General features: G+C 67.0%; 19 protein-coding genes. 11 read left to right on the top strand and 8 right to left on the bottom strand.

Annotated features, from left to right (window positions below; all coding sequences use genetic code 11):
* The first annotated feature begins 66 nt into the window (after nucleotides 1-66).
* Nucleotides 67-1,542 carry an APC family permease gene (locus EYS21_RS17645; RefSeq protein WP_131134541.1) on the top strand — a complete coding sequence of 492 codons (1,476 nt, stop codon included), beginning with the start codon at nucleotides 67-69 and terminating at the stop codon, nucleotides 1,540-1,542.
* A gap of 65 nt (nucleotides 1,543-1,607) precedes the next feature.
* On the opposite strand, the gene EYS21_RS17640 is transcribed toward EYS21_RS17645, so the two are convergent.
* The 3 genes from EYS21_RS17640 to EYS21_RS17630 all read right to left on the bottom strand — a co-directional run bounded on the left by EYS21_RS17640 (nucleotide 1,608) and on the right by EYS21_RS17630 (nucleotide 4,419).
* Nucleotides 1,608-2,564: a helix-turn-helix domain-containing protein gene (locus EYS21_RS17640; RefSeq protein ID WP_131134540.1), complete on the bottom strand. Its 957-nt coding sequence runs from the start codon at nucleotides 2,562-2,564 to the stop codon at nucleotides 1,608-1,610.
* Nucleotides 2,565-2,719: 155 nt separating this feature from the next.
* Entirely contained in the window at nucleotides 2,720-3,817 is a 1,098-nt protein-coding gene (locus tag EYS21_RS17635) for an alanine racemase (RefSeq protein ID WP_131134539.1), read from the bottom strand.
* Nucleotides 3,814-4,419, bottom strand: a complete 606-nt coding sequence (locus tag EYS21_RS17630; RefSeq protein WP_131134538.1) for a TetR/AcrR family transcriptional regulator — start codon at nucleotides 4,417-4,419, stop codon at nucleotides 3,814-3,816. The genes EYS21_RS17635 and EYS21_RS17630 overlap by 4 nt, the downstream gene beginning before the upstream one ends.
* A 122-nt stretch (nucleotides 4,420-4,541) precedes the next feature.
* Here EYS21_RS17630 and EYS21_RS17625 point away from each other — a divergent pair, with 122 nt between their 5' ends.
* From EYS21_RS17625 to EYS21_RS17590, 8 genes are all read left to right on the top strand, one after another.
* Nucleotides 4,542-6,578 carry a primary-amine oxidase gene (locus EYS21_RS17625; protein ID WP_131134537.1) on the top strand — a complete coding sequence of 679 codons (2,037 nt, stop codon included), beginning with the start codon at nucleotides 4,542-4,544 and terminating at the stop codon, nucleotides 6,576-6,578.
* Between the two features lie 9 nt (nucleotides 6,579-6,587).
* A complete protein-coding gene (locus EYS21_RS17620) occupies nucleotides 6,588-7,037 on the top strand; it encodes a hypothetical protein (RefSeq protein WP_131134536.1) in 450 nt (149 codons plus the stop codon).
* Between the two features lie 175 nt (nucleotides 7,038-7,212).
* The gene (gene glnT, locus EYS21_RS17615) at nucleotides 7,213-8,601 is read left to right on the top strand and encodes a type III glutamate--ammonia ligase (protein WP_131134535.1); all 1,389 of its coding nucleotides are present in this window, start codon (nucleotides 7,213-7,215) and stop codon (nucleotides 8,599-8,601) included.
* Between the two features lie 41 nt (nucleotides 8,602-8,642).
* Complete coding sequence (locus EYS21_RS17610; protein ID WP_131134534.1) at nucleotides 8,643-9,551, top strand: glutamine amidotransferase; 909 nt, start codon at nucleotides 8,643-8,645, stop codon at nucleotides 9,549-9,551.
* The gene (locus tag EYS21_RS17605; protein WP_131134533.1) at nucleotides 9,539-10,288 is read left to right on the top strand and encodes a protein glxC; all 750 of its coding nucleotides are present in this window, start codon (nucleotides 9,539-9,541) and stop codon (nucleotides 10,286-10,288) included. The genes EYS21_RS17610 and EYS21_RS17605 overlap by 13 nt, the downstream gene beginning before the upstream one ends.
* A gap of 9 nt (nucleotides 10,289-10,297) precedes the next feature.
* Nucleotides 10,298-11,674 carry an FMN-binding glutamate synthase family protein gene (locus EYS21_RS17600; protein WP_207307803.1) on the top strand — a complete coding sequence of 459 codons (1,377 nt, stop codon included), beginning with the start codon at nucleotides 10,298-10,300 and terminating at the stop codon, nucleotides 11,672-11,674.
* A 20-nt stretch (nucleotides 11,675-11,694) separates the two neighbouring features.
* Nucleotides 11,695-12,852, top strand: a complete 1,158-nt coding sequence (locus EYS21_RS17595; RefSeq protein ID WP_131134532.1) for an FAD-dependent oxidoreductase — start codon at nucleotides 11,695-11,697, stop codon at nucleotides 12,850-12,852.
* Between the two features lie 96 nt (nucleotides 12,853-12,948).
* Nucleotides 12,949-14,229, top strand: coding sequence for an allantoate amidohydrolase (locus EYS21_RS17590; RefSeq protein WP_131134630.1), 1,281 nt, complete (start codon nucleotides 12,949-12,951; stop codon nucleotides 14,227-14,229).
* A 49-nt stretch (nucleotides 14,230-14,278) separates the two neighbouring features.
* Here the strand turns inward: EYS21_RS17590 and EYS21_RS17585 are convergent, their stop codons facing one another.
* Entirely contained in the window at nucleotides 14,279-14,518 is a 240-nt protein-coding gene (locus tag EYS21_RS17585) for a dihydrofolate reductase family protein (RefSeq protein ID WP_165478348.1), read from the bottom strand.
* Between the two features lie 50 nt (nucleotides 14,519-14,568).
* Entirely contained in the window at nucleotides 14,569-14,829 is a 261-nt protein-coding gene (locus tag EYS21_RS17580) for a dihydrofolate reductase family protein (protein ID WP_131134530.1), read from the bottom strand.
* 140 nt (nucleotides 14,830-14,969) lie between these two features.
* Between EYS21_RS17580 and EYS21_RS17575 the strand changes: the two genes are divergently transcribed.
* Together EYS21_RS17575 and EYS21_RS17570 are read left to right on the top strand one after the other, a co-directional pair.
* On the top strand, nucleotides 14,970-15,662 hold the full coding sequence (locus tag EYS21_RS17575; protein WP_131134529.1) for an XRE family transcriptional regulator: 693 nt from the start codon (nucleotides 14,970-14,972) through the stop codon (nucleotides 15,660-15,662).
* Between the two features lie 299 nt (nucleotides 15,663-15,961).
* Nucleotides 15,962-17,251 carry an ammonium transporter gene (locus EYS21_RS17570; protein ID WP_131134528.1) on the top strand — a complete coding sequence of 430 codons (1,290 nt, stop codon included), beginning with the start codon at nucleotides 15,962-15,964 and terminating at the stop codon, nucleotides 17,249-17,251.
* A 265-nt stretch (nucleotides 17,252-17,516) separates the two neighbouring features.
* Here EYS21_RS17570 and EYS21_RS17565 read toward each other — a convergent pair whose 3' ends face one another.
* The 3 genes from EYS21_RS17565 to EYS21_RS17555 all read right to left on the bottom strand — a co-directional run bounded on the left by EYS21_RS17565 (nucleotide 17,517) and on the right by EYS21_RS17555 (nucleotide 23,958).
* Entirely contained in the window at nucleotides 17,517-18,551 is a 1,035-nt protein-coding gene (locus tag EYS21_RS17565; RefSeq protein WP_242633480.1) for a glycoside hydrolase, read from the bottom strand.
* 149 nt (nucleotides 18,552-18,700) lie between these two features.
* Nucleotides 18,701-20,269, bottom strand: coding sequence for an HNH endonuclease signature motif containing protein (locus EYS21_RS17560; RefSeq protein ID WP_131134527.1), 1,569 nt, complete (start codon nucleotides 20,267-20,269; stop codon nucleotides 18,701-18,703).
* A 197-nt stretch (nucleotides 20,270-20,466) separates the two neighbouring features.
* Nucleotides 20,467-23,958 (bottom strand): DEAD/DEAH box helicase, encoded by a 3,492-nt coding sequence (locus EYS21_RS17555; RefSeq protein ID WP_131134526.1) that lies wholly within the window; start codon nucleotides 23,956-23,958, stop codon nucleotides 20,467-20,469.
* Nucleotides 23,959-23,971: the final 13 nt, after the last annotated feature.

Genomic DNA, 23,971 nt, shown 5'->3' with positions numbered 1-23,971 from the left:
TCATCGGCGCCTGCCCTCCCGCGCAGCGCCCCCTCCCCAACGCTCATGACCGTTAAGAAGGATCCAATGAGTATTTCGAATTCCGAGTCCCGGACCACTGAAGCTGCTCCGCGCACGGAGCACTCCACCGCCCTCCGCGCCGGCAGCATCGGCGTGATGGGCATCCTGTTCTTTGTCCTGTCCGCCCAGGCGCCCCTCACCGGGATCGTCGGCGCTTCGCCCCTCGCGGCCGCACTCGGCAACGGCGCCGGTGCCCCGGGCGCGTACCTGATTGTCGGCATTGTCATTGTGATCTTCGCGGTGGGATTTGTTGCGATGAGCCGGAAGATCCAGGCCAATGGCGCTTTCTACGCCTATGTCACCGCCGCCTTCGGCCGCAGGGTCGGGGCCGGCGCGGCCTGGCTGGCGCTGCTGGCGTACAGCACCGTGCAGGCCGCCATGTACGGGCTGTACGGTGCAGCCTTCTCAGGCCTGCTGGCCTCGATCGGTGTCAGTATTCCCTGGTGGCTGCTTGCCCTCGTGACGATGGCCGGCGTCCAGGTGCTTGGTTCCCTGAACATCGAACTGGGCGCCCGGGTCCTGGCCCTGCTGGTGGGGCTGGAAGTCGCCGTCCTGCTGATGTTCGGCTTCACCGTCCTGTTCCGCGGCGGCGGTCCCGAAGGACTCAGCCTGGCCACGTCCTTCTCGCCCGAAGCCATCGCTTCCGGCGCCCCGGGTGTGGCCATCATGTTCGCGGTGGCCTCCATGTTCGGGTTCGAGTCCACGGCCATCTATTCCGCCGAGGCGAAGGACGCCCACAAGACGGTGGCCCGGGCAACGTATTTGTCCGTCGGCGTTATTGCCGTCTTTTTCTCCTTCATCTCCTGGATGCTGGTCAGCTACTACGGTCCGTCGCAGGTGATCGACGCCGCCGGCGCGGCACTGGAATCCGGTGACTCCACCGCCTTTGTGCTCACGCCGATGGTGGAACTGTTCGGGCCGTGGGCAGGAATCACCACCGGCATCCTGTTGGTCACGTCCCTGCTCGCCGGGATCATCGCCTTCCACAACGGCATCAACCGCTACCTCCATTCGCTGGCACTCCGCGGTTCCCTGCCTGCCGTCGTTGCCCGGACCAACCGGCACCGCGCACCCGCTGCGGCCGCCTGGATCCAGACCGCCACCGCCGTCGTACTGGTAGTCCCCTTCGCAGTGCTGGCGCTGGACCCGGTCCTGACCCTCTTCTCGTGGTTCAGCGGGCTCGCCGTCGCGGCACTCCTGGTGCTGTACATGCTCTGCTCCATCGCCGTCGTCGGCTTCTTCCGCCGGGAACGGGTCACCGGGCAGCTCTGGCAGACCCTCCTCGCGCCGGCGCTCGCCTCCGTCCTGCTGGCCTGGGTCCTGTACCTGGTGGTCAGCAACTTCACGTCGCTGATCGGAGGCAGCGCTGAGACCGCAGTTGCCCTGCTCGTGGCGGTGCCATTGGTGTTCGCTGCCGGTGTGCTGGTGGAGGGCCAGGTGGAGCGCCGACAGAAGACCGCAGCCCTCGGGCACATCAGCTAGCCCGCACAACACTGTGGCCCGGCACGGAATTCCGTGCCGGGCCATAGTTGTATGCCTGCCTGTCGTCAGGCGCCGCGGCGCCAGTCGCTGGGGGAGACGCCGAACGCGTCGCGGAAGGTGCGGCTGAAGTGCGCTGCGTCGAGGAACCCCCAGCGGGCGGCGACAGCGCCTACGGGCTTGCCGGCATGCAGCGGATCCCGCAGTTCGCGGCGTGCGCCTTCCAGCCGCTGGGACCGGATCCACGTGGCCACCGTGGTGCCCGACTCGTGGAAGACGTTGTGCAGGTGACGCGTTGAGATGAAGTGCGCCGCGGCAATGCTCGCCGGTGACAGGAGGGGATCCGACAGGTTGGCCTCGATGTATTCGCGCACCGACACGGCCAGGAGGGCCTGCGGTTTCATCCGGTCCGGGGCGATGTCCATTTCCGCGTGCAGCAGGGTGGACACCAGGTCCAGGGCGTTCGCTGCCAGCCGTGAGCCGCTGGGGCCGCTCAGGACCTCCAGGTTTTCGGACAGCTGCCGGATGAACTGCCCCACGATCCCGCTCAGGCCCGTGCTGCCGGCCATCCGCACTGCCGCCAGCTGGCCCACGTAATCGGTGGGCAGCGAGAGGGCGTCGCAGGGGAACATCACCACCATGATCCGCGCCGTTTCCTCGAACGCGAGCGTGTAGGGGCGGTTGGTGTCGTAGATGGCCAGGTCGCCGGGCCGCAGCAGGGCCTCGCGGTTGTCCTGGATCAGGAGCCCGGTGCCCTCCAGCTGGAGGTTGAGTTTGAAGTAGCGTTCGCTGGCCTGGGCAATTAGGGCAGGGGTGCGGTGGACCTCGTGGGAGGTGGCGGTGACTTCGACGACGGACATCCGGTCCAGCACCCGCGACCGCAGTTGCCCCCGGAAGCCGTCAACGTCGGCTGTCCGGGCGGCGAGCGGCACGAAGGACTCCGCCACAAGGTGTTTCCAGTGGTCAAACGTCAGCGCAACGCTGGATTTGAGGTTCTGGCTGGCGGGCTGGACTGCAGCTGGCATGGATGGTCCTGACGACGGATGGCCGCATAGCGTGGGTTCCCCGGGGCTGTGTCCTGGAACACAGTCCACTCAGGGTAGCGCCGGATGCCATCTTTTTTCAACAGCTGGCGAAAAAAAGACCTTTGGTTGCGGGGTTGCCGACCGTCTTGGGGCGGTTACTTGTTTTTGCCCCGGGCTGCCACGGCCCAGCGGTCCACGAGCGCGCCGTCGCTGGTCACGGCGACGTCGTCCACCAGGTTGATGGCCAGGCAGACGTGGTTGGGGACCACGCGCAGCCGGTCTCCGATGGACGGCAGGGTTCCGGTGTCTGGCCACTCGACGGTGGCGTGGTGCTCCGAGAGTGCGGTGATCCGTGCGTCCGGGTGGTCGATCAGCCGGCCGAAGCCGCTCGCCCAGGCGGGCCGGTCGCTGCCCAGGATCTTGCTGCCGGCGTCGATGATGAAGCGTGCCGGGGCGTCCGGGGGAGTCTGATGGTGGCTCACCACGGTGGCCGCAACCGTCAGCGCGATGTCCTCCACCGCGCAGCGGCCCAGCTCCAGCTGCTGGGCGTCGCCGAAGACGTACACGCCGGGACGCACTTCGGTGGCCTCGGATCCTTCGGTCAGAAGTGCCGTCGGGGTAGAGCCCCCGCTGCGGCGCGTCGAGTCGAATCCTGCCGCGGCAAGGGATTCGGCGGCCTTCCGCAGCGCCTGCTGCTCCTGCGCGGCGGCCTCTGCCGGCATCCCGGGGGCGTAGCTGTGGCCCGGGAAGGTGAAGACCCCGGCCACTTTCAGCCCGGCGTGTGCAGCCGCTTCGGCAACGGCCGCAGCCGCCTCCGGGCGGACGCCGCTGCGGTGGTGTCCGCTGTCGATTTCGACCAGCACGCTGATGCTCCCGGCCACCTGCCCGAGGCTGGATCCCAGCATGCTGGCCCCGGCCGCGGAGTCCACGCCGACAGCGATTCTTGCCGTTGACGCCAGGCGCTTGAGCCGTTCGGCTTTTTGCGGTGAAATCCAGAGCGGGTAGGCGATGAAGATGTCGCCGATGCCTGACTCGGCGAACACCTCGGCTTCGCCGATGGTTGCCACCGTCAGTCCGGCTGCTCCGGCGGCCATTTGCCGGGCGGCGATCTCGGTGATCTTGTGGGTCTTGGCATGGGGACGGAGGGCGAGGCCCTTCTCCCGGACGGCTGCTGCCATCCGCGAAATGTTCCGTTCGAGGACGTCGACGTCGATCATGATGTCCGGGGTGTCGATCTCGGCGGGGATGGTCATGGCTGCGGTTTTCCGCCGGCCAGCAGGGCGAGGTAGCCCTCAAGCTGGTCAGCCAGGCCGGGGTCGGCGTCGGGGCCGGCGGCCAGCGCTGCCCCGATCTGCGCGCCCAGCAGCATGTTCAGGAGCTGGCTGGCAAGGGTGGCATCGTCGACGGCGGCGCTGACGTCGCCGGCCTCCCGGGCCTCGGCGAGGAATTGCCGGATGGCAGCAAGCCATTCGTCCATGGACTGCCGGTGGATCTCGGCCTTCTGCGGGTCGTTGACCGCCTTCTGCCAGAACGGGATGACGATCCGCGCTTCGTTGATCCGCTCTTCGTCCAGGGGAAGCACCTCCAGGCAGAAGGCGCGCAGTGCCGGCAGCCCGGATTTGCCCTCGGTGACCTTGGCAACGCGCTGGTTCGTCCGGTTGAAGACGTGCCCGAACGCGAACTCCAGCAGGGTGTCCTTGGTGGGGAAGTAGGGCTTGAGGGCCCCGTTGGCGAACCCTGCTTCCAGCGCGATCTCGCGCATCGTGGCGCCCTCGATGCCAAGCCGGGCGATGATCCGCCATGTGGCATCCACCAGTTCCAGGCGCCGCTCGTTATGGTCAACTATCTTTGGCACCGCGGCGACTCCCCGGAAATATTTTCGCTCAAACTCTTGTGAGCCATCTTACGGACGCTTATTCTCTACAACTATAGAAAATAAAAATTCCGACCACCAACGATCCCGGACAAAGGCCATCCATGACGCTTGCAGCAGCTGACACAGTTACCCCGTTCCGCCTGGCATCAGGCGACGAAATCATCGAAGTCCAGGCCATCCTGCGCGCCGCCGGCCTTCTCGGGCCGGAGAAGCGGATCGCCTACCTGGGCCTGCTGGACCCCGCCCGCGGAAGTGCCGGCGTCGAATGTTCCGACGCCGGACGTCGCGCCGTCGGGAACGCCGACGGCGGTGCTGCCGCCGCCGTGGGGGACGCCGCCGTCGTGATTCCCGCCGAGGACCGCAGGTTCCGTATTTTCCTCCACGACATTGCGGGCGGTGCGCCCACGGACGTGGTGGTTTCCGTGACGCGGGGCGAGGTGGTGTCCGCCGTCGAACTGGATACTGCCGTCACGGGTGAGCTTCCCGTCCTCGAGGAGGAATTCGAGGTGGTGGAGTCGCTCCTGGCAACGGATGACCGCTGGCTTAAGGCGCTGGCAGACCGCGGGCTCGACGTCACCACGGTCCGCGTCGCCCCGCTCTCGGCCGGTGTCTTCGAATACCCGGAGGAAAAGGGCCGCCGGATCCTGCGCGGCCTGGCGTTCGTCCAGGACTTCCCGGAGGACAGCGCCTGGGCGCACCCCGTGGACGGCCTTGTGGCCTACGTGGACGTGGTCAGCAAGGAAGTCACCCGGGTCCTGGACCTCGGCGCCATGCCGGTACCCGCCGAACACGGCAACTACACGGACCCCGAACTGACCGGCCCGCTCCGCACCACGCAGAAGCCCATCAGCATCACCCAGCCGGAGGGCCCGAGCTTCACCGTCACCGGCGGCAATCACGTGGAGTGGGAGAAATGGAGCCTCGACGTCGGCTTCGACGTCCGCGAAGGGGTGGTCCTGCACAACATCGCGTTCCGGGACGGTGACCGGCTCAGGCCCATCATCAACCGGGCCTCCATTGCCGAAATGGTGGTGCCGTACGGCGACCCCTCGCCCATCCGGTCCTGGCAGAACTACTTCGACACCGGCGAATACCTCGTGGGCCAGTACGCCAACTCCCTGGAGCTCGGCTGCGACTGCCTCGGCGACATCACCTACCTCAGCCCCGTCATTTCCGACGCCTTCGGCAACCCGCGCGAGATCCGCAACGGCATCTGCATGCACGAGGAGGACTGGGGCATCCTGTCCAAGCACAGCGACCTCTGGACCGGCATCAACTACACCCGCCGCAACCGCCGCCTGGTGATCTCCTTCTTCACCACCATCGGCAACTACGACTACGGCTTCTACTGGTACCTCTACCTGGACGGCACCATCGAATTCGAAGCCAAGGCCACCGGTGTTGTGTTCACCAGCGCCTTCCCGGAGGGCGGCTCGGGCAACATCTCCCAGCTGGCTCCCGGCCTTGGCGCCCCGTTCCACCAGCACCTCTTCAGCGCCCGCCTGGACATGGCCGTCGACGGCTTCACCAACCGTGTCGAAGAGGAGGACGTTGTCCGTCAGCCCATGGGCGAGGGGAATGAACGCGGCAACGCCTTCTCCCGGAAGCGCACGGTGCTCACCCGGGAATCCGAAGCCGTCCGCGAGGCCGACGCCCGGGCCGGCCGGACCTGGATCATCTCCAACCCGGAGTCACGCAACCGCCTGGGTGAGCCGGTCGGCTACAAGCTCCACTCGCAGAACCAGCCCACGCTGCTGGCGGATCCGGATTCCTCCATCGCACGCCGCGCCGCGTTTGCCACCAAGGACGTCTGGGTCACCCGCTACGCCGATGACGAGCGCTACCCCACGGGCGACTTCGTGAACCAGCACCCCGGCGGGGCGGGACTGCCGGCGTACATTGCGCAGGACCGCGAGATCGACGGCCAGGACATCGTGCTCTGGCACACCTTTGGCCTGACGCACTTCCCGCGGGTGGAGGACTGGCCGATCATGCCCGTGGACACGGTGGGCTTCAAACTGCGCCCGGAGGGCTTCTTCGACCGCAGCCCGGTCCTGGACGTGCCCGCCAGCGCCGGCGGATCTAGCGCAGCGGGGGGTTGCCACGGCGACGCCGGCTCCGGCAGCTGCCACGGCTAGGACAATCCCATGACCTTGACGCGACGGGCCCGCCTTGGCGGGCCCGTCCTGCATCCGCGGTTATGCGCCGCGGTGGTGGCAAGTTCCAGTGCCGTGCATGTGTGGCTTGCAGTCCAAAACCACCACGGTGCGTTGCTGGGTGTCCTGATGCTGGCGCTCGCAGCTGTCTGTATGCCGTGCGCCCTGCACATCTGGCGGCACAGCCGGGTGGCTGCCCTGCGCAGGGTCATGGCTTGCGCCGTTTTCATGGCCGCCCTTCACGGCGTGCTGCTGCTCGGCGCAGGTTCCGGCGGCCACGCACATGCCGGTGCGCCGCCGTCGAACGTTGCACTCCAGAACATTGCGGGCACAACTTCCGCCGGCGGACTCCTGCTGGTCATCGCGCTGGAAATCACGACGGCGCTGCTCGCCGCGACGCTCGTGGCCCGCCTCCGTTCCGCCCGCCCCCACCCCAACTAGGTAGCGCTATCTGTCGTTTTGAGCGTCCAAAACGACAGATAGCGCTACCTAGTTGGGCAACCTCCCCGCGAAACATGCATTTAACATTCCTGCACGACGCCGGAAACGGTGATTTGGCTACTCTGGTTCAACAAGGTTTACTAGTAGCTAACACCGACCGGACAGGAACGTTTCGATGACGAGTGTCGCAACCCCTGCTGTATCCGTTTCACCCCTTACCGACAGAATTTCCCTGGCGGACATCGCCCGGGCCCACGACGTCCGCTTTATCCTTGCCACTTTCGTGGACATGACCGGCAAGCCCTGCGCCAAGCTCGTCCCCGTCGAGGCCGCCGACGAGCTCGAAGCCGGGGCCATGGGCTTCGCCGGCTACGCCGCGGGCCTCATCGGCCAGAAGCCGCAGGATGCGGACCTCATCGCCGTCCCCGATCTGGCCTCCTTCACCCCGGTCCCCTTCATCAGGGACGGCCTGGCCATCATCCACTGCGACCCGCACGTCAACGGCCAGCCCTGGCCCTACGCGCCGCGCGTCATCCTGAAAAACACTCTGGCCCGGCTCGCGGACCAGGGCATGCAGGCGAAAATCGGCGCCGAGGTTGAGTACTTCCTGGTCAACAAAAACGACGACGGGACGCTGAGTACAGCCGACGCTCGCGACGATTCACCCCGCCCCTGCTACGACGCCCGCGGCGTCACACGGATGTACGACCACCTCACCTCCATCTCCGAGGCGATGAACGGCCTGGGCTGGGGCAACTACGCCAACGACCACGAGGACGCCGCCGGCCAGTTCGAGCAGAACTTCAACTACGCAGACGCGCTGACCACCGCCGACCGGGTGGTCACGCTCCGCTACATCCTGAACATCCTGGCCGAGCAGCGCGGCATGACCGCCACGTTTATGCCCAAGCCGTTCACCGACCGGACCGGCACCGGCCTGCACTTCCACCTCTCCCTGTGGTCCGGCGCCGAGGCGCTGTTCCCGGGGGATGACAGTGGGGATGACGGCGGAGCGGACGACGGCGGCCGCGGACTTGGGCTGTCAGGGCTCGCTTATTCTTTCATCGCCGGCATCCTGGAGCACGCGCCTGCGTTGCAGGCCTTCCTGGCTCCGACGGTGAATTCGTACAAACGCTCGGGTGCCACCACGAGTTCATCCGGCGCCACCTGGTCGCCGCGGAAGGCGTCCTTCGGCGGGAACGACCGCACCCACATGATCCGCGTCCCGGACAACAAACGGATCGAACTGCGCTCAGGCGACGGCTCGGCCAACCCCTACCTGGCCATCGCCACGGCCATCTCGGCCGGGCTGGACGGCGTGGAAAAGGCCGCCGATCCCGGGCAGCCGTCCGGCCCAGGCGAATCCAGGCCCGATGCCCACCTGCTGCCGGCCACGCTGCTGCACGCCGTGGAAGCCCTGCGCCGCGACCCGGTGATCCTGGCCAGCCTCAGCGGCGACGCGGAAATCGGCAAGTACTACGCGGACGCCAAGGAAGAGGAATTCCTGAGCTGGCACAACCAGGTCAGCGACTGGGAAATCCGCACCTACCTGACATCAATCTGAGAACGCCGATCTGAGAACCCCTAGCAAGTAAAGGACACACCATGTGTGGAATTGCCGCGCTGCAGCTGCGCAACCCCCTGCTGCACCCCCAAATGGGCAGCCTCCTGTCCTCCATGATGTGCCAGATCGTGGACCGCGGCCCGGACTCCGCCGGCCTGGCCGTCTACAACACCCCCGGCCTGGTCTCGGAAGGAACCTCTACGCTGAGCCTGCTTGGCAAGGACCAGGGCCTGCCCGTGGCTGAGATTCAGCTCGCCATCGCCGGGATGCTCCCGTCCGACGCCGCCGCGGTGGTGCGGGTGGTGGGGGACACCACCCTGGTGAGCGCCGCCGTCGGCACCGATCTCCTGGTGAAAGTGGTCAGCGAAACCCTCCCCGCAGCCACCATCATCGGCCGCGGTGAGCACGTGGCAGTGATGAAGAGCGTTGGCCACCCGATGGAGATCGCCGCCGAGCACGGGCTGGAGGCCATGGCCGGAAGCCAGGGCCTGTCCCACACCCGGATGGCCACCGAGTCCGCGGTGACCGCGGGCGGTTCGCACCCGTTCTCCGTGGCCGATGACCTGTGCCTGGTGCACAACGGTTCGTTTTCCAACCACGCCACCATCCGGCGGAGCCTCTTGCGCGAAGGCGTGGTGTTCGACTCCGACAACGACACCGAGGTGGGCGCCCGCTACGTCGCCTCCCGCCTGCAGCAGGGCGACACCCTCGAAGAAGCCCTGGTGAACCTGGGCAAGGTTTTCGACGGTTTCTACACCTTGGTGGTCACCACCGCCGACAGCATGGCCGTGGTCCGGGACCCGATCGCGTGCAAGCCCGCCATCATCGCCGAAACGGACGACTACGTGGCCATGGCCTCCGAATACCGCGCCCTGGCAGCCCTGCCCGGCATCGAAAAAGCCCGCATCTTTGAACCGGAACCCGGAAAGGTCTACACATGGTCACTCTGACAGCCCCCGAAACCAGCACCGCATCAGCAGAGGAAGCCGCCGGCACGGAACAGAGTCTTGATTCTTTCAGCGTTGACCTGGCCGGCAGCCCCGTCCGCGACCTCAACCAGGCCCTCCACAACGCGGTTGACGGCCAGTCCTGGACCGTCACCAGCCCGGGCGGCAAGCACAGCCTCGCCGTCGGCATCAACGCTGACGTGACGGTGACCGTCGAAGGCCACGCCGGTTACTACGCCGCCGGGATGCACCAAAAAGGCGACGTGACCATCAACGGCAATGCCGGCGTCGGACTCGCCGAAAACATCATGTCCGGCCGGGTGCACGTAACGGGTGACGCGTCCCAGTCCGCGGCCGCCACCGGCCACGGCGGCCTGGTGGTCATCGACGGGAACGCCGGAGCACGCTGCGGCATCTCGATGAAGGGCGTGGACATCGTAGTGGGCGGCAACATCGGCCACATGTCGGCGTTTATGGCGCAGGCCGGCCGCCTGGTGGTCTGCGGCGACGCCGGCGAGGCCCTGGGCGACTCCATCTACGAGACCCGGCTCTACGTCAAAGGAACCGTGGCGTCGCTCGGCGCTGACTGCATCGAGAAGCCCCTGAAGGCCGAACACCTGGCCGAACTCGGGGACCTGCTGGCCGCCGCCGGCCGCATCGACGACCCCGCCGACTTCAAGCGCTACGGCTCAGCCCGGAACCTTTACCACTTCCACGTCGACAACTCGACGTCGTACTAGGAGCCTCCCATGACCATCACCTCCGAACCTCTCACCACCCAGGGCGCCGCTCCCCGGAACATCGCTGAGCCTGACATCGCCGCGCTCGGCCTGCGCGAGTCCGCCACGTTCGACCGGGCCACCATCGCGGACATCCAGCGTGCCGCCGCCACCGGCGTCTACGACATCCGCGGCTGGGGCGCCAAGCGCCAGCTCCCGCACTTCGACGACCTGCTCTTCCTCGGCGCCTCGATGTCCCGCTACCCGCTGGAGGGCTACCGCGAAAAGTGCGATACCGACGTCGTCCTTGGCGACCGGCACGCCTCGCGGCCGCTGCACCTGCAGACCCCGGTGACCATCGCCGGGATGAGCTTCGGCGCTCTGTCCGCCAACGCGAAAGAGGCGCTGGGCCGCGGCGCCTCCGAGGTGGGGACCTCCACCACCACGGGCGACGGCGGCATGACGCCTGAGGAGCGTGGCCAGTCCAAGCACCTCGTCTACCAGTACCTCCCGTCCCGGTACGGCATGAACCCGGACGACCTGCGTAAGGCCGACGCCATCGAGATCGTGCTCGGCCAGGGCGCCAAGCCCGGCGGCGGCGGCATGCTGCTGGGGCAGAAAATCACCGAACGGGTGGCCGGAATGCGCACCCTGCCGGTCGGGATTGACCAGCGCTCCGCCAGCCGGCACCCGGACTGGACCGGCCCGGACGACCTCGAAATCAAGATCGGCGAACTGCGTGAAATCACCGACTGGAAGACCCCCATCTACGTCAAGATCGGCGCCTCCCGGCCGTACTACGACACCGCCCTCGCCGTGAAGTCGGGCGCGGACGTGGTGGTGGTGGATGGCATGCAGGGCGGCACCGCCGCGACGCAGCAGGTGTTCATCGAAAACGTCGGCATCCCCACCCTCGCCGCCATCCCGCAGGCCGTCCAGGCACTCCAGGAGCTCGGCGTCCACCGCAAGGTCCAGCTCATCGTCTCCGGCGGCATCCGCACCGGCGCCGACGTCGCCAAGGCCATGGCACTCGGAGCGGACGCCGTCGCCATCGGCACCGCGGCGCTGATCGCCCTGGGGGACAACGACCCCCGCTACGCCGCCGAATACGCCGCATTGGGTTCCGCCGCCGGCTTCTACGACGACTTCCAGGACGGCCGCGACCCCGCCGGCATCACCACCCAGGACCCGGAGCTCGCCTCCCGGCTGGACCCCGTAGCCGCCGGCAAGCGCCTCGCCAACTACCTGCGGGTGCTGACCATGGAAGCGCAGACCATCGCCCGGGCCTGCGGAAAATCGCACCTGCACAACCTCGAACCCGAGGACCTCGTGGCGCTGACCATCGAGGCGTCGGCGATGGCCCGCGTCCCGCTGGCGGGCACCAGCTGGATCCCCGGCGTCAAGTAGCGCCGGAACAGGAAGCTGCCATGACTGACTTCTCCGACTACGTGGTGGTAGGCGCCGGCCTGGCCGGCGCCGCCACGGCGTGGCAGCTCGCCGCCCGCGGCCACCAGGTCACCATCCTGGAACGCAACGTCCCGGCCAGCCACGACGCCAGCTCGCACGGGTCCGCGCGGATCTTCCGCTACGCGTACCCGGACCCCTTTTATACGCACGCGGTCCAGGAGTCCAAAGGATTGTGGGATGTCCTGGCGCTGAACAGCGGCTCCGAGCTGATCACTCCTGCGGGGGCAGCTGACTTCGGCTCCGAACGAAATCCGCGGCTGCTCGCCGGAGTGCTGGCAGGGGCGGGGATCGGACACGAGCTGCTGAGCGCGTCCGAGGCCACGGCGCGCTGGCCGCAGATCGCCTTCGACACGGAGGTGCTCTGGCATCCGGACGCGGGAGTGATCGATGCCGAAACAGCCGTCAAGGCCATGGTGGAGCAGGCGGTCAGGCACGGCGCGCGGCTGGTGACGGGATGGCCGCTGCAACGGGTGGACAAGACCTCTGCCGGCTACCGGCTTCGCTCGGCTGCCGGGGAAACGGTCGACGCCGGCAACGTGGTCATCAGCGCGGGCGGCTGGCTGCCCGGGCTGCTGGGGGAGCTGTCCCTTCCGTCGGGCTTCCTTGCCGGGCTCCCGGAAATCACGGTGCGGCAGGAGCAGGCGTTCCACTTCCGCTATAAGGATCCCGACGGCGCCGCTGTTCCAGGCGGTTTCTGGCCGACGTTCATCCATAAACGTGAAGACATCCAGGTCTACGGCCTGCCGGGTGGCCGCGACGCCGGTTTTGCCGGGCAGAAGGTGGCCGAGTACAACGGCGGCCGCTTCCTCCCCAGCGCCGCAGCGCAGACCGGTGAAGTGGACCCCGCCAACCGGAGCCGGGTGGTGGATTACGTCCGCCGCTTCTTGCCGGGCCTGGACCCCGAGCCGTACGCCGAGACCACGTGCTTGTTCACCAATACGCCCAACGAAGACTTCATCATTGACCGCGTGCACAACCTCACCATCCTCTCACCGTGTTCCGGCCACGGCGCGAAGTTCGCACCGCTGATCGGCCGGTGGGCGGCGGACCTGGCCACCGGAGCGGCCAACGTGCCGCTGCGTTACCGGACCGCGACGCATGCGGTCAGCGGCCGCTGACCATATGCCCTTTACTGCATTCATCTCGAGAAACGGACTCCCGTGACTGCCCACACTTCTTCCGCCGTCCTGCCAACCCAGCCGGAGGCACCGCAGCTGGCCGCTGCGCATCCGTCAGTACCGCAGCCGATCCCGGCTGAGCCGCCCGCCGCCACGGTGAGCGGCCTGCTCAGGGACATTGCCGACGTCGGCCGCGACAGGACCCGGGGAGGCTACTCGCGGCCGGTGTTCTCCAGTGCCGAGACGGAGCTGCGGAGCTGGTTCATTGCCGAGGCGAGGCGCCGCGGGCTGGACGTTTACACCGACCAGAACGGCATCATCTGGGCGTGGTGGGATACCGCGACAGGTACGCGGCGGAACGCCGTGGTCACCGGCAGCCATCTCGACTCTGTCCCCGGCGGCGGTGAGTACGACGGGCCGCTGGGAGTCGCCTCGGCGCTGGTCGCCGTCGACCTCCTCAAAGCGCGTGGCCTCCGTCCGCGCCGCCCGCTGGCCATCGCCGTGTTCCCCGAGGAAGAAGGGTCGCGGTTTGGCGTGCCCTGCCTGGGATCCCGCCTGCTGACCGGCGAACTCGACCCGGACAAGGCCCGCCGGCTCAAGGATCCCGACGGGAACACCTACGCGGACGTGGCCGCCGCCAACGGACAGGACCCTCGGCTGATCGGCGCCGACTACAAGGCGCTCCAGCAGCTGGGCGTATTTGTGGAGCTGCACGTGGAGCAGGGGAGGGGCCTGATCGACCTGAACCAACCGGTCGCCATCGGGTCATCGATCCTGGGCCACGGCCGGTGGAAACTGACGCTCACCGGTGAGGGCAACCACGCGGGCACCACGCTCATGAAGGACCGGAAGGACCCCATGATCGCCGCCGCCAAGGTCATGGTGGGCATCCGCGACACAGCGCGGAAGTACCGTGATGCACGGGCCACCGTGGGGCGGATCCATCCCGTCCCCGGCGGAACCAACGTGATCGCCTCCCGCGTGGACCTGTGGATCGACGTGCGGCACCCGGACGATTCCGTCACCGCGGCGCTGGTGGAAGCCATCGGGCTCAACGCCCAGGTCATGGCGGCCGAGGAAGGCTGCACCTCCAGCCTCAGCATGGAGTCCCGCAGCCCGACGGTGCGCTTTGATGCCGGGCTGCGGGACCGGCTGCAGGAGCTGCTGCCGGCCGCGCCTGTGCTGGACACCGGGGCAGGGCACGACGCCGGTGTGCTGGGTTCGCAGATCCCCACGGCAATGCTGTTCATCCGCAACCCCACGGGCGTTTCGCATTCGCCGGACGAGCTGGTGGAGGACTGGGACGCCGAGGCCGGCGCCGTTGCGCTCGCGGACTCACTGGCAGGGCTGCTGGGCGAGGCGCGCGGCATCGGATAGGCGCGGCTTTCTTTCCGCTGGCCTCAGCGGCCGCCTGCCCCCCGCCAGCTCAGTTCCGGACGCGATACGTCATCAGCACGCAGCCGCCGTCGATGGCGCGTGATTCCGTCAGTTCGAGGGCTAACCGGCGTGTCTGGGGCCTGAAGAACGGAACGCCGGAGCCCAGCAAAACCGGGTGAACGTTGAGGCTGACCACATCGATGGCGCCGGCTTCGAAGAGCGACGCCGCGAGCTCACCGCCGCCCATCAGGAAGATTCCCTTTCCGGGCTGCTGCTTCAGCCGGTTCACGAACCCGCCGGCGTCAGAGGAGACAAGCTCGACTCCTTCCGGCGCCTCGGTCAGCGTGCGGGAGAAAGGTAGGTGGCAACAGCCGGAATGCCGCTGCCCTCGTTGCCTGCGGAACCCGGCTCATCGCCAATGTCCTGCCCCGCCGCGAACTCCCAGGTTTTCCGGCCCATCAGGACGGTATCCACGGTGGACCAGTATTGGCCCATGAGTTCTTCCACGTCGGGGCTGAAATAGAGCCAGTCGAAGGAGCCGTCGGTGCCGGCGATGTACCCGTCGACGCTGCACGCGGCGCTGTAGGTCAAGGTACGCATCGAAAGTTCCTTTCACCCCCATGCCCGATAAAAACACTAGGCATTGTGCTGCCCTTTGGCTATGGTTGCGCCGACCCTGCGGCGCGCGGCCGCAGGCAACGCACCGCCGCACCCGGGGAGCTCAACCTAAGATGGCTCCTATGACCAATCACGTCCCGGAGGAAACCGGCGCCGCGACAACCGCCGCCGGAAGCGCCGCCGTCGTCTATCCCGGCACCGATCCGGGCACAGCGGATCCGGGCGCAGGCGCCGCTGCGGACCACGGCGCCGTCTCAGGAAAACTGGAGCAGGTCATCGCCACGCAAGTCCGGCACTACCGCACCGCCAATGGCCTGTCCTCGGCGGAGCTCGCTGCCCGGACGGGCCTGTCCAAGGCCATGATCTCGCGGATCGAAACGGCAACCACCTCCTGCTCGCTGACCACGCTCCAGCGGCTGGCCGACGGCCTCAAGATTCCCGTGACCGCACTCTTCCGCGGCGCCGACACGGACCGGGACGCCACGTTCACCAAAAGCGGCCAGGGCAGCCTGACGGTCCGCAGCGGCACGCAGCACGGCCACGAGTACCGCGTCCTGGGCACGCTCAAGGGCCGGACCGACGCGCTGGAGCCCACGCTTGTCACGCTCACCGACGCCTCAGATGTTTTTCCGCTGTTCCAGCATCCGGGCACGGAGTTCATCTACATGCTGGCGGGGAAGATGGTTTACGGGCACGGCGCCTACGAGTACTCCATGGAAGCTGGCGACTCCCTCCTGCTGGATGGCGAGGGTCCGCACGGGCCGCTGGAGCTGCTGGACCTGCCCATCAAGTTTTTGGCCATCTCCGCCAAGTAACTGGGCTCGCTATCCTGCCCAGGCTGACCCTTCCCGCAAATCCGGCATCAGATCGAGCGTCAGATCCGGCGATTCCCTATCGCCAAAGTGCGCTGGAGAGACGTGTGAAACTGGCGTGCCCGTGACCGAAACGTCGATTTAACCAGCCGGAAACCCACCGCGGAACTGCCGCCATACAGTTGGAACCAGACGGCAATAGCTGCCCTCCGATGAACGTGGTACTGATTCCGCGTCCCTCCTCCGGAGCGGCTCTGACCGGCAATTTCCGTTCTCTCTTCGCATCACGAAAGGGGTTTCCCATGGATTCGGGAAATGTCGCTTGGATTCTGGCCAGCTCTGCGCTGGTCTGTATGATGATCCCCGCCCTGGCCCTGTTTTACGGGGGCATGGTGGGGTCTCGTCGCATTCTCAACATGATGATGATGTGCTTTGGCGGCGCGAGCCTGGTGGCAGTGCTCTGGGCGCTGTTTGGCTACTCGATGGCTTTCGGAAATTCCGTGGGCGGCCTGGGACTCATTGGGGACATTACGGAGTTCCCTGGTATGGGGCAGTTGCTCGCCGCAGATGAGGCAGCGTCCATTCCGGTGATTCTCTTTGCAGCATTCCAACTGTTCTTCGCCTGTGTCACCACGGCCCTGGTTGCGGGAGCGGCAGCCGGACGTATGAAGTTCGGCGCCTGGATGCTGTTTGCCGGAATCTGGGCAACCATCGTCTACTTCCCCATCGCGCACTGGGTGTTCGCCTTCTCTTCGGCCGACGGCAGCGTTACCGGCGGCTGGATCGCGAGCGGCATCAAGGCAATCGACTTCGCCGGTGGAACCGCAGTGCACATGAACGCCGGCGCCGCGGCTCTCGCCCTGGCCCTGGTCCTGGGCAAGAGTTCCGGCTGGCCCAAGATGGAGCACACCAAGCCGCACAGCCGTCCGCTGGTGCTCGTTGGTGCTGGACTGCTCTGGGTGGGCTGGTTCGGCTTCAATGCAGGCTCGGCACTCTCCGCCGGGCAGTCCGCCTCCGTTGTTTTCCTGAACACAGCAGTGGCAGCTTCTGCCGGGCTCCTCGCCTGGGCCCTGGTTGAGCGTCTCCGCCATGGGGCGGCCACCAGCATGGGCGCAGCGTCCGGCCTGATCTCAGCCCTCGTTGCCATCACACCGGCCTGTGGTGCGGTCAGCCCGCTCGGCGCACTGGCCATCGGTGCCATCGCCGGAGCCGTCTGCTCCCTCGCCATCGAACTGAAGTTCCGCCTTGGCTACGACGATTCACTCGACGTCGTCGGCGTCCACCTCGTGGGTGGCATCCTCGGAACCCTGCTGATCGGCCTGTTCGCCACCGATGCAGCTCCGAACGGAGTGAGCGGCCTCTTCTATGGCGGCGGCGTTGACCTGCTCGGGGTCCAGGCTCTGGCCACTGTCACGGTCCTGGTGTACTCGTTCGGGGTCACCTGGATCCTGGCTAAGATTCTCGACCGGATCATTGGCCTGCGCATCAAGCCTGAAGACGAACTCCGCGGCATCGACATCGCAGCCCACTCGGAGCTTGCCTACCTCACCGACGAAGACCCGGTGGAGCTCGGTTCGCCGCAGCGGGCCTGATCTTCAAGGATGGCTCCAGCGGGACCTGATATCCAGCAGGCCCCCAATCCAACAGCCGTGAAATTCCCTGAATGAAGCCCGGGTGGTGCCTTCTGGCACCGTCCGGTGCACGAGTCCGGCGCAGGGCCGAACAGCGGACCGGTGTCAGCATCAGCTGGCTTATAGTTCCGCAGTTCGGCCCTTTGTCGTGCCAGGCGTCGGGCTGGGGCGAGGGCGACGTGCGTGCCAGGGTGACCTACGTGCGCTGGGGCGTGCTGTTTCCGTGTCAGACGTTGGTGCAGACCAGGTTTCCGTCGCGGACTTCCAGTACGGCGGCCCGGACATGGCTGAGATGGGTTTTGGGGTCTGCCGCCATGCCGTCGATGTCAGCGCCGTTCCAGTGCGGATGCGTGAAGTAGACGATCAGGGCGCGCTCTTTGCCATCGACCGATACTTCCAGCGGCACGACGTCCGCGTGCCGGCCAACTACCGGACCGCCGTCGGCCGTTTCAGGAGCTGTCAGGATGAGGCCGTCAAGGTATTCCTGCCGCGTCCAGCCGCCGGCGGCGTCCTCCGACCGGTAGATGGCCTGGCCCCGCCACTCGTCCACGATCATCCAGAACTGGCCTCCAAGTTTGAAGACTTTGGGCCCTTCGTGGGGCCGTCCGGGAATGGTGAGACCTTCAAGAACCCACGACTTTGGATCGGCCGGAGCGTCGCTGACTGCGCCGTAAGTGTTGGATCCGCGGGCCTCGTCCTTGTACCAGAGCCGGTATCGGCCGTCGCGGCACCGGGCCACCGCCGCGTCGATGACGCGCGGGGAGTCCAGGTCGATGGCACCGAGGTACTCCCAGGTGACGAGGTCCCGGCTGGCGAGCTGGACGATGGAGGCGTTGCCGGTCCAGTCGGTCCGGACCCCGCCCAGAACTGTCAGGTACATGATCCACTGGTCGCCGATCCTGACGACGTCGGGCGCCCAGAGCGTGGCGGGCAGTTCAGTTTCCGGCGGGACCAGTCCGTCCAGGGTGCCCTGGTAGGCCCAGGTGAGTCCGCCGTCGGAAGAGCGGGCCACCCCGATGGCCGTGCCGTGTACCCACTCGACCCCGGTCAGACCGGGTTTCGTGGCGCGGCGCTGGGTGTAGAAGAGAACCCACTCGCCGGTCAGGTGGTCCGAAACCAGGATGGGGTCGGTGGGGCCGTCCCAGGCAGGATCCCGGTAGGGGGTTTTGAAGGCGTTTGGGCTGAGCTGGACGACGCCGGATGCTGCCCTTTCACGGGCTGAACCAGGGGCGGAACCCGTGGCAGGGGATTGCGGGTGCATGGGAAATCTCCAGGAGAATGGGGCGTCAGATTTCCGTACAGCATATGCGGGAAAGTGCTTTCCCGCAGCTGGGGTCTTCTGCCACCAACGCGTCTTCTATCTGGGCGTCATCGGCTGGCGGGGCGTCGGGCATGGCCGCACCCAGGATCCTAGCGCTTGAGCTCTTCCAGGATCTTGAGCCCGTCCAGGACTTGCGCCGGCCAGTGGGGTGGTTCCCAGTCGTGGTGTTCGCTTTGGTACCGGCGGCCGGTGGGTGAGGTCCAGCCGGGTGGTTTGTCTGTGCTGGCATCGCTGGGTGTCCAGGCTGTGGTGTGCTTCAAACGGTGGTGTTTGCGGCACGCTGACCCGAGATTGGATATACCGGTGGTGCCGCCGTCGGCCCAGGCGAGGATGTGGTCGGTTTCGTTGTCCAGGGACTGGTTGTTGCAGCCGGGGAACGAACATTTCCCGTCCCGGAGTCTGAGCCATTGCCGCATCGCCGATGGGATCCGGTAGCTGGCCCGTCCGATTTCCAGCGGTGCTCCATCCCGCGGATCAATCAGGACCCGGCGGAATGAGGATGCCCCGTCGGCCACGAGTTTGCGGGCCATGGAGGCGGGGATGGGGCCGTAGCCGTCGAGGTCGGCGGGTTCGTCGGTGAGGCCCATCAGGGCGAAGACCGGTACGGTCACGAGGACCTGCGCCGCCGGGGTGGGCACCGGGCCCGAATCGACCCCGCCAGGGGTCGGAACCAGGCCGGCTACGGCATCATCGATCCCGTCAGTGACCGGAACGCCGCCAGGCACGCCATCATTGCTGGTGCTGGTGCTGGTGCTGGTGCTGGTGCTGCCGGCCGTTGTGTCTGTTTTGCCGGCGGCTGGGTCTGTGCTGCCGTCCACCGGGTTGTTGGTGGTGAAGCTGGCGCTGAGGAGTAGTTTGGCGGCGACGTCTGCCCGGAGCTGGGTGAGTGTCCTGCCCTCGGTGCGGCTTTGGAGGGCCCGGGCGGTGGCGGTGATGCCGTTCCAGATTCCGGCGGCCTGGTCCGCGGGGAGGTAGGCGGAGAGCCAGGCCATGCCGTCGCGGTCCGGGGCGTACTCCAGCCGCCGGTCCAGGAAACTTTTGGCGTGGCGTTTTTCGATGCTGACCGGGTGGTGCCGTTCCCGCCACGTCCGCGCCTTGTGCCGGAACCGCGACGGGACCATGTCTCCGGCCGGGCAGCTTCGGGCGGGGTTGGGTGCTTCCGGGTCCAGGAAATGGGCTTCCAACGCTGCGGCCCCGGCTGGGTCCAGGCTGGCCGCCTCATCGACCATGACCCTCGCATGCTGCCACGACACCAACCCCTGCTCCAAAGCGGCCTGGGTCAGCGGCAGGGTGGTGGTCAGTTCGTGGGATTGGGCCAGCAGGGCGGAAGCCGAGCGTTCGCTGACCGTCAGGGCACACGCGACCTCGGCGACAACGCCCATTTCCCGGGCCATGCGCTGATGCGGCTGCTCATCCGGTGGGGACATGGCCCGGGTTGCCTCGGCGAACCCGGCGGTGAAGCGTACTTTCCTGGCGGCCAGCATGGCCTCCATCCGGGCAGTCTCTTCAAGACCCTCCAGGCACGCATCCGCCCGGTCACGCAGCGGGTCCGGGCCGGTGGACCCGGAGCGGCCCTCGCTGCGTTCCGCCAACACCGCAAGCGCAGCGACGGAAGCCATCATGGCCTCCATTGAATCCACTGCTGCGGCGTTTCCCATACCCCCATCATCCTGCGAGGCACCGACAAAAACACCGAAGCAAATGCCCTATGTGGATAACCTCCAGCCCCTCCCCAATGCCACTTCCTGGAGGGTTTTCGGCTGCCAAGCGGGAGGGCCCCAAGTGTACGTTCGCGCAGCCTTTGTCGCGGCCGGAGGGCCCCAAGTGTACGTTCGCGCTCAGGCGGTGGGCGCGCTTAGTCCTTGAACAGGCCCGCCAGGTCCTCCGCTGTGATCGAACCGCTGGACAGCGCATCGCCTTCCATCACGTCCGCGAACAGCTGCGACTTCCGCGCCTTCAAAGCCATGACCTTTTCCTCGATCGTGTCCTTGGCCACCAGCCGGTACACCATCACGTTCCGGGCCTGCCCGATCCGGTGGGTACGGTCCACGGCCTGCGCTTCCGAAGCGGGGTTCCACCAGGGATCCAGCAGGAACACGTAGTCGGCCTCGGTCAGGTTGAGCCCAAATCCGCCGGCCTTCAGCGAAATCAGGAACACGGGCGCCGTGCCGTTCTTGAATTCATTAACGACGTCGGTACGGTTCCGGGTGCCGCCGTCGAGATAGCAGAACTCGATCTTCTCCTCCACCAGCCGCTCCCGGACCTTGCCCAGGAACCCGGTGAACTGGCTGAAAATCAGCGCCCGGTGGCCCTCGGCAACGAGGTCCTCCAGCTGCTCGAACAGCACATCCAACTTCGAAGACCGGACCCCGGACAGTGACGGATCCACCAGCGAGGCGTCCAGGCTGAGCTGCCGCAGCAGGGTCAGCGACTGGAAGATAGTGAACCGGTTCTTGTTCACGTCCTCGATCAGGCCCAGGATCTTCTGCCGCTCGCGCTGCAGGTGGGTCTGGTAGACCTTCTGGTGCCGCGGGTTCAGCACCACTTCCAGGATCTGTTCCTGCTTGGGCGGCAGGTCCTGGATGACCTGGTCCTTGGTGCGGCGCATCATCAGCGGCCGGACGCGACGGCGGAGCTTGTCCAGCTGCCCCTTGTCGCCGTTCTTTTCCACAGGCTTCTGGTAGTACTCGACGAAACGTTTGGGGCTGGAGAACAGGCCCGGCGCAACGATGGACGTCAGCGCCCAGAATTCCATGAGGTTGTTCTCCAGCGGGGTGCCGGTGATGGCCAGCTTGAAAATCGCGGGCAGTTTCCGGGCGCACTGGTAGGCCTTGGACTGGTGGTTCTTCACGAACTGGGCCTCATCGAGCACCAGCCCCGCCCAGGTCTTGGAAGCGTAGGAGTCGTAATCGATCCGGAACAGGGCGTAGGAGGTGATCACGATGTCCGCGCCACCCAGTTCAACGGCCGCATCCTGGCCGTTCTTCGCGAAGGTTTCACTGACGGTCCGGACCGTCAGACCGGGGGCGAAGCGCGCTGCCTCCGCCGCCCAGTTGCCCACGACACTGGTGGGGGCCACCACCAAAAAGGGAGTGCCGCCGTCGGGCGCGGGGGTTCCGGAGGGCGCCGGAACTCCGGTGCCAACAGAAGAACCGTCAGCGGGCGAGCCGTCCGCAGAGATAGGCCCGAGTTCCTTGGCGGCACACATGAGCGCGAGAGCCTGCACGGTTTTGCCCAGGCCCATGTCGTCCGCGAGGACCCCGCCCAGGCTGTGTTTGTACAGGAAGCTGAGCCAGTTGAAGCCCTCCAGCTGGTACGGCCGCAGCTCGGCATTGAGGGTGGAAGGCAGCGGCAGCCCATCGATCCCGCCTTCGAGCAAGCCGCCCACCGCGGAGCGCCAGGCCGCGGCCTGCTGGTCCACGATGCCCAGGTGCGCGAGTTCGTCCCAGAGCCCGGCCTGGAAGCGGCTGATCTGCAGCGGCGCGTCCTTGTTGTCCTGCAGCGACCGGGCTTCCTCGATCAGGGCGCGCAGCTGGTGCAGCTCCGGAAGGTCCAGCGAGAAGTAGGCGCCGCTGGGCAGCAGCATCTTGGTCTGGCCCGCAGCCAGCGCGGAAAACACGGCCGCGAACGAGACAGGCTGGCCCTCAAGCGAAATCTGGATGCCAAGGTCGAACCAGTCGCGCTGCTCCGTGGCCTTGGTGGAGATGGAAACCACCGGCGCTTCCTCAGCCTCGCGGTAGTCCGCGATGTCGCCGGCGGTGTCCACAGCAACGTCCGGCGCCTGGCGAAGAACCGGCAGCACGTCTTCGGTGAAAGCCAGGGTGTCCAGGCCGCTCAGCTCCACGGACGCGGCAAGGCGGGGTGTGCCCCAGCCCGCGGTGGCGGACTCGCCCAGGGCAGGGACGACGTTCCAGGGCTGGCCGATGCCCTCCAGGATGCGGGCTTCGGCGGTGTCGTCGCGGTAGCCGTGGTCTCCCGGATGACGCCACAGGGGCTGCGCCGTGACCAGGTTCCCGGTCCGGTAATGCCATTCCCAGTGCAGCCGCACCCGGTGGTCCGCGCCGTAATTTGCCAGCAGCGAGAGGGTGGGGACGGCCAGGGCAGGCAGCTCCACGGACTCGTCTTTCGCGGTGACGCGGGCGGCCTGTTTGAGCTTCGGATAGAAACCGGTGAGGAATCGGGTCTCATCCTTGGCCGGGATGTGCAGGGTGCTGCCAGCCGTCACGAACGTCAGCAGTTCCTCGCTGAGCCCGCTTTCCAGCGGCGCAAGCGTGATCACGGAGTCCGTGGCAACCCCGGGCAGCGCTTCCCCGCCCGTGGTCAGGAAGATGCCGTGCGCGGGGCGGCCGATGGTCCCCACCGACGCCGGATCAACCTCTTCGCCCTCAACGGTGATGGTGGGCGCGAGCTCCAGCCCGCCGTCGTCGTCCGTTCTGTCCGGCGCTGAAGAGGCAGCAGAGTCCCCACTCACGGGGGAGCCATAGCGGCTCAGGTTAAGCCCGACGGCGGCGGGAGACTCCGCGAGCCGGACCGGCTCAGTGCCGCGGCTGTGGACCAGGGCGAGGCCGATCTTTTTGGCGTCGGTGAGCAGGCCCCACATGTTTTTCCCGGCAAACGTGTTCAGGCCCAGCCACAGCGCCGAGGAGTTGTGCACCCGGTTGGCGGCGGCGGTGTGCGCGGCCAGGAAGGTCTGCATCCACTCGATGTGCGACTCGTTGCATTCGCGCCGGAAGTTCAGGTAGCTGAGGGTGTTCCAGGAGACGTCGCCGCGGATCCACTTGCCCTTGGTCCCCATGATCACGGGCCGGGCCTTGAGCTGGCGCACGCTGCGCAGCGGGTCGCGGCGGCCTGTGTAGGAGAAGTGCGGGGCGGGCTCCTCAATCTCGAACTGGAGGGCCAGCGGGATGCCGTTGCTGGACTGGGTGATGCCGGGCTGGGAGATGAGCGGGCTCAATGCCTGCTCCCAGTCGGCCAGGTCCAGGCTGGCGGGCTGGCGGGAAAGCCGCGAGACCTCGGCCGGCGCCAGGAGCTGGACACGGATGGCGGGGTTGTCCTCCGCGGCGAAAAGCAGCGCGGCCACATGCTTGCAGTCCTTGCGCACGGGGCAGCTGCACACGCCCACGGTGCAGCTCCAGCCGCCCGTTTTCCGGACCAGCTTGGCCGTGGTGGAGTAGGGAACGTCGGCGCCGCCGCGGACTTTGCCCAGCATCAGCCCGGTGGCGGCGTCGAAGGAAATCCCGGAAACCCGGCTGCCCATGGCATACGCCAGCCCGGCCGCGAGGGAGCGGTCGTTGATGGCGGGTGTCTGTATTGCCAGTGCCGCACTCTCGTCCGGTTGGGATGGCATGGTGCGCGCTACT

Source organism: Arthrobacter sp. S39 (assembly GCF_004320525.1).
GTDB lineage: Bacteria > Actinomycetota > Actinomycetes > Actinomycetales > Micrococcaceae > Arthrobacter.
The sequence above is the reverse complement of the archived record's forward strand: the minus strand, read 5'-3'. Positions and strand labels throughout refer to the sequence as shown.

What these genes read in the sequence shown, in the direction of transcription:
- EYS21_RS17645 (WP_131134541.1), top strand. Translation starts at nt 67, where the DNA reads ATGAGTATTTCGAATTCCGAGTCCCGGACCACTGAAGCTGCTCCGCGC.
- EYS21_RS17640 (WP_131134540.1), bottom strand. Translation starts at nt 2,564, where the DNA reads ATGCCAGCTGCAGTCCAGCCCGCCAGCCAGAACCTCAAATCCAGCGTT.
- EYS21_RS17635 (WP_131134539.1), bottom strand. Translation starts at nt 3,817, where the DNA reads ATGACCATCCCCGCCGAGATCGACACCCCGGACATCATGATCGACGTC.
- EYS21_RS17625 (WP_131134537.1), top strand. Translation starts at nt 4,542, where the DNA reads ATGACGCTTGCAGCAGCTGACACAGTTACCCCGTTCCGCCTGGCATCA.
- EYS21_RS17620 (WP_131134536.1), top strand. Translation starts at nt 6,588, where the DNA reads ATGACCTTGACGCGACGGGCCCGCCTTGGCGGGCCCGTCCTGCATCCG.
- glnT (WP_131134535.1), top strand. Translation starts at nt 7,213, where the DNA reads ATGACGAGTGTCGCAACCCCTGCTGTATCCGTTTCACCCCTTACCGAC.
- EYS21_RS17610 (WP_131134534.1), top strand. Translation starts at nt 8,643, where the DNA reads ATGTGTGGAATTGCCGCGCTGCAGCTGCGCAACCCCCTGCTGCACCCC.
- EYS21_RS17605 (WP_131134533.1), top strand. Translation starts at nt 9,539, where the DNA reads ATGGTCACTCTGACAGCCCCCGAAACCAGCACCGCATCAGCAGAGGAA.
- EYS21_RS17600 (WP_207307803.1), top strand. Translation starts at nt 10,298, where the DNA reads ATGACCATCACCTCCGAACCTCTCACCACCCAGGGCGCCGCTCCCCGG.
- EYS21_RS17595 (WP_131134532.1), top strand. Translation starts at nt 11,695, where the DNA reads ATGACTGACTTCTCCGACTACGTGGTGGTAGGCGCCGGCCTGGCCGGC.
- EYS21_RS17580 (WP_131134530.1), bottom strand. Translation starts at nt 14,829, where the DNA reads ATGCGTACCTTGACCTACAGCGCCGCGTGCAGCGTCGACGGGTACATC.
- EYS21_RS17575 (WP_131134529.1), top strand. Translation starts at nt 14,970, where the DNA reads ATGACCAATCACGTCCCGGAGGAAACCGGCGCCGCGACAACCGCCGCC.
- EYS21_RS17570 (WP_131134528.1), top strand. Translation starts at nt 15,962, where the DNA reads ATGGATTCGGGAAATGTCGCTTGGATTCTGGCCAGCTCTGCGCTGGTC.
- EYS21_RS17565 (WP_242633480.1), bottom strand. Translation starts at nt 18,551, where the DNA reads ATGCACCCGCAATCCCCTGCCACGGGTTCCGCCCCTGGTTCAGCCCGT.
- EYS21_RS17560 (WP_131134527.1), bottom strand. Translation starts at nt 20,269, where the DNA reads ATGGGAAACGCCGCAGCAGTGGATTCAATGGAGGCCATGATGGCTTCC.
- EYS21_RS17555 (WP_131134526.1), bottom strand. Translation starts at nt 23,958, where the DNA reads ATGCCATCCCAACCGGACGAGAGTGCGGCACTGGCAATACAGACACCC.